The sequence below is a fragment of the Streptomyces sp. NPDC059668 genome, from assembly GCF_042734135.1.
GTDB lineage: Bacteria > Actinomycetota > Actinomycetes > Streptomycetales > Streptomycetaceae > Streptomyces.
In genome coordinates, this window is record NZ_JBHWEL010000126.1 from 11,330 (window position 1) to 15,449 (window position 4,120).

Consider the following 4,120-nt stretch of genomic DNA (forward strand, 5'->3'; position numbering starts at 1 on the left):
ACCTCTGCCCCCCCCCGGTGATGCGTCGGCCTCCCGCCCCCCGCCCCCGCCGGGCCGCGCCCCCCCCCCACTTCCATGGGGGCTGTCTTCCCGGTACGGGTCAGGGTGTCACCGTGATGTTGGTGAGTCCCTTGCCGCCGGTCACCGTGTTCGACGCGTACACGGTGGTCCTGCACGAGGAGCCGTAGTTCGTGACGTTGACCGCCAGCTGCTTGTCGCCCGACGCGCCCCGCAGGTCCGAGGTGTTGCCGCGGAACACCGTGCCGCAGCCCCAGCCGGACTGCTGGGTGTGGGTCTCGTAGCCGTCGTTCGTGGTGGCGGTCCCCCTGTTGTTCTCGACGAGGACGTCGTTGCCCTTCACGTCGACCCAGGAGTCGTCGAAGTTGGCGCCGGTCAGGCCGCTGCCGTCGAAGGTGTTGCCGGTGATGCGCGCACCCGTGGTGCCCTCCTTGATGTCGACGTTCTCGCCGCCCACGTCCGGGCCGATCGTGTTGCCGCTGATCTCGACGCGGTCGCTCTTGTCCGAGGTCCCGCCGGCCGTGCCGACGTAGACGCCCTCGCCCATGCCGCGGCCGTCGTTGCCGGTGTCGTAGATCCTCGAGTTCCTGATCGCGCCGTCCGTGCTGGAGTTGCGGAAGTGGACGCCCTCCATGTCGAGCCCGTGGACGGTGACCGTGTCGACGACGACGCCCTTCGCCGAGTCGATCATGATGCCCTTCTGGCCGCCGGTGACGGTGATGCCCCGGACCGTCCAGTACGAGGCGCCGTTGAGGTGCAGCCCGTAGCCGCCGCTCGCGGTGAGGACGGCCTTCGAGGAGCCGGTGAGGGTGATGCGGGAGCCGGAGCTCGCGGCCGTCGTCGTCTTGAAGTTGCCGGTGTACGTGCCGTCCGCGAGGTGGATGGTGTCACCGGGCGCGGCGGAGGTGAGCGCCGACTTCAGCTGGGCCGCCGTGGCGACCTCGACGGTCTGGGCCGCGGCCGCGGTGGGCGCGGACGCCAGCACCCCGCCCGTGGCCAGGGTCGCGCCGAGCAGGGGGAGGAGGAGTGCGCGTCGGATACGCATGTGGGGGTGACCTTCCCGTCGGTTCGCAAGAAGACTGTTCTTGTACGTGAACTTTGGGCGCCCATATGAACGTAAGGGCGCCCCGGGTCCGCGTCAAGGTCCGTACCGGGCCGGTGTGCGGGGAGAGAAACAGGGCGGATACACGAGTAACCGCCGGGCTGTAACCGGCCGTTGCCAGGATCCCCGGGTCATTCAAGATCGAGAGGGGAGCCGAAGGCATGGCAGCACAGGAGCGATCGAGTGCGTCGAGCCGGCGCGCGTTCTTGCGCACCGTCGGTCTGACCGGCGGTGCGGGCGCGATGTTCGCCACCATGGGAGCCCTCGGCCTCGCGCCCACCGCGCAGGCCGCCCAGCGTGAACAGCCGTACCGCGCCCCGAAGTCGGGCGATCTCACGCTCACCGGGAGAGGTGCCGCGAAGGTCGTGATCGTGGGCGGGGGCATCGCCGGACTCGCCTGCGCGTACGAGCTCGGCAAGGCGGGCTACGACTGTACGGTCCTGGAGGCCAGGGACCGCACAGGCGGCCGCAACTTCACCGTGCGCGGCGGGGACACGACCACCGACCTGTACGGCAACCGCCAGACGGCACGGTTCGGCGACGGCCAGTACATGAACGCCGGACCGGCCCGCATCCCGCAGTGGATGGTCACCCTCGACTACTGCCGCGAACTCGGCGTCCCTGTCGAGGTGTTCACGAACACGAACGCGGACGCGTACATGTACAACGAGTCGTCCGGCATGACCAGGCCGGTGCGCCACCGCACCGCGAAGGCCGACGTGTACGGCTACGTCTCCGAACTGCTCGCCAAGGCCACCGACAAGGGCGCCCTCGACAAGGAGCTGACCGCCACCGACCAGGACCGGCTCGTCGAGTTCCTCAAGGACTTCGGTGAACTCGGCGACAAGCTCGCCTACGAGGGCGGACCGCGCCGCGGCTACACCACCGTCCCCGCCGCCGCCGGAACCCCGGGCGTGCTCCTCGGCGGCGTACCCACCGCCTCCGAGGTCTTCGCCAGCGGCGTCGGCCGCTACTTCTCCTTCGAGTTCGAATTCGACCAGGCCATGCTGATGTTCCAGCCGGTCGGCGGCATGGACCAGATACCGAAGGCCCTCACGCGGGCCATCGGATCCCACCGCGTCCGCACCGGAGCCGCCGTCACCCGGATCACCGACAAGGGGCACGGCGTCACCGTCACGTACACCCAGGGCGGGCGCACCAGGTCCGTCGACGCCGACTTCTGCGTCGGCGCCCTGCCGCCCAACATCCTCGCCAAGGTCCCGCACAACCTCGGCTCCGGCGTCCAGAGCGCCCTGGAGGCGATCACCCCGCAGTCCGCGGGCAAGATCGGCCTCGAATACCGCTCACGCTGGTGGGAGCTCGACCACCGCATCTACGGCGGCATCACCGAGACCGACCAGGACGTCACCCACATCTGGCACCCCTCCTACGGCTACAACGGCCGGCGCGGCGTCATGATCGGCTACTACAACTACGGCTCCGACGCGGACTCGTACGCCAGGCTCAGCCCCAAGGACCGCGAGAAGCGCGCGGTGGCCGCGGGCGTGAAGATCTACGGCGAGAAGTACCGCACCGAGCTCGACTCGTCCTTCTCCCACCACTGGCGCCAGACACCCCACCTGGAAGCCGCCTGGCACAGCACCCCCGGCGGACCCGACGACCCCCGCTACACGCCCCTGAACCGGCCCACCGGACGCGTCTACTTCGCCGGTGACTGGCTCAGCTACACCGACGCCTGGCAGCACGGCGCCTTCACCTCCGCCCGCAACGCCGTCACCTCCCTCCACACGCGCGTGCTGTCGTCGTAACGCTCCACGCGCGCGTGCCCCCCGCGACGCGCGCGCCCTGCCCGTGGCTCCGCACCGCCGTCCCGTCACCGCGAGGCACCCGGCCGCCCGTGGCGGACGGGGAGAAGTGACGAGACGGCGGTGCGGCGCGCGGGACGGGAATGCCCGTGCTCCGCACCACGTTGTGGACTAGGAACACGAGGAGGAGCGGTCACAGTGCTTGATCCGCAGGGTTTGTACGCATGGGAGCCGAAGGGCCTGGCCGTGGTGGACATGGCGCTCGCCCAGGAGTCGGCCGGACTGGTCATGCTCTACCACTTCGACGGATACATCGACGCGGGTGAAACGGGCGACCAGATCGTCGACCGGCTGCTCGACTCGCTGCCCCACCAGGTCGTCGCCCGGTTCGACCACGACCGCCTGGTGGACTACCGGGCACGCCGCCCGCTGCTGACGTTCAAACGCGACCGGTGGACCGACTACGACGAGCCCGCGCTCGACGTACGGCTCGTCCAGGACGCTACGGGCGCGCCCTTCCTGCTGCTGTCCGGCCCCGAGCCGGACGTCGAGTGGGAGCGCTTCGCCGCCGCCGTCCAGCAGATCGTGGAGCGGCTCGGCGTCCGGCTCGCGGTGAACTTCCACGGCATCCCCATGGGCGTCCCGCACACCCGCCCCGTGGGCCTCACACCGCACGGCAACCGCACCGACCTGGTGCCCGGTCACCGCAGCCCCTTCGACGAGGCACAGGTTCCCGGCAGCGCCGAGGCGCTCGTCGAGTACCGCCTCATGGAGGGCGGACACGACGTGCTGGGCGTCGCCGCGCACGTGCCGCACTACATCGCCCGCTCCCCGTACCCGGACGCCGCGCTGACCGTCCTGGAGGCCATCACGGGCGCCACGGGCCTGGTGCTCCCCGGCATCGCGCACTCGCTGCGCAACGAGGCGCACCGCACCCAGACGGAGATCGACCGGCAGGTCCAGGAGGGCGACGAGGAACTCGTCTCCCTCGTCCAGGGCCTTGAGCACCAGTACGACGCCGCGGCGGGCTCGGAGACACGGGGCAACATGCTCGCGGAGCCGGTGGACATCCCGTCGGCGGACGAGATCGGGCTGGAGTTCGAGCGCTTCCTCGCGGAGCGCGAAGGCGACTCGTAGGCCGTGTCGGGCCCTTCGCACCGGCTCGGCCGCGGCCCCCCCCGCCCGGGGGAGGGGGCCCCGCCGCCCCGCCCCCCCCCCGCCCCCGGCAACCCCC

3 protein-coding genes are annotated in these 4,120 nt (G+C 70.9%); 2 read left to right on the plus strand and 1 reads right to left on the minus strand.

Annotation, left to right across the window (positions count from 1 at the left end; all coding sequences use genetic code 11):
• Positions 1–100: 100 nt before the first annotated feature.
• Positions 101–1,063 (minus strand): right-handed parallel beta-helix repeat-containing protein, encoded by a 963-nt coding sequence (locus ACFV2J_RS41525; protein ID WP_385096888.1) that lies wholly within the window; start codon positions 1,061–1,063, stop codon positions 101–103.
• Between the two features lie 299 nt (positions 1,064–1,362).
• On the opposite strand from ACFV2J_RS41525, the gene ACFV2J_RS41530 reads away from it, so the two are divergent.
• Positions 1,363–2,889 (plus strand): flavin monoamine oxidase family protein, encoded by a 1,527-nt coding sequence (locus ACFV2J_RS41530; protein WP_385096890.1) that lies wholly within the window; start codon positions 1,363–1,365, stop codon positions 2,887–2,889.
• Between the two features lie 195 nt (positions 2,890–3,084).
• A complete protein-coding gene (locus tag ACFV2J_RS41535; RefSeq protein ID WP_385096886.1) occupies positions 3,085–4,023 on the plus strand; it encodes a PAC2 family protein in 939 nt (312 codons plus the stop codon).
• Positions 4,024–4,120: the final 97 nt, after the last annotated feature.

Coding starts and splice junctions, on each gene's coding strand:
- ACFV2J_RS41525 (WP_385096888.1), bottom strand. CDS start 1,063: ATGCGTATCCGACGCGCACTCCTCCTCCCCCTGCTCGGCGCGACCCTG.
- ACFV2J_RS41530 (WP_385096890.1), top strand. CDS start 1,363: ATGTTCGCCACCATGGGAGCCCTCGGCCTCGCGCCCACCGCGCAGGCC.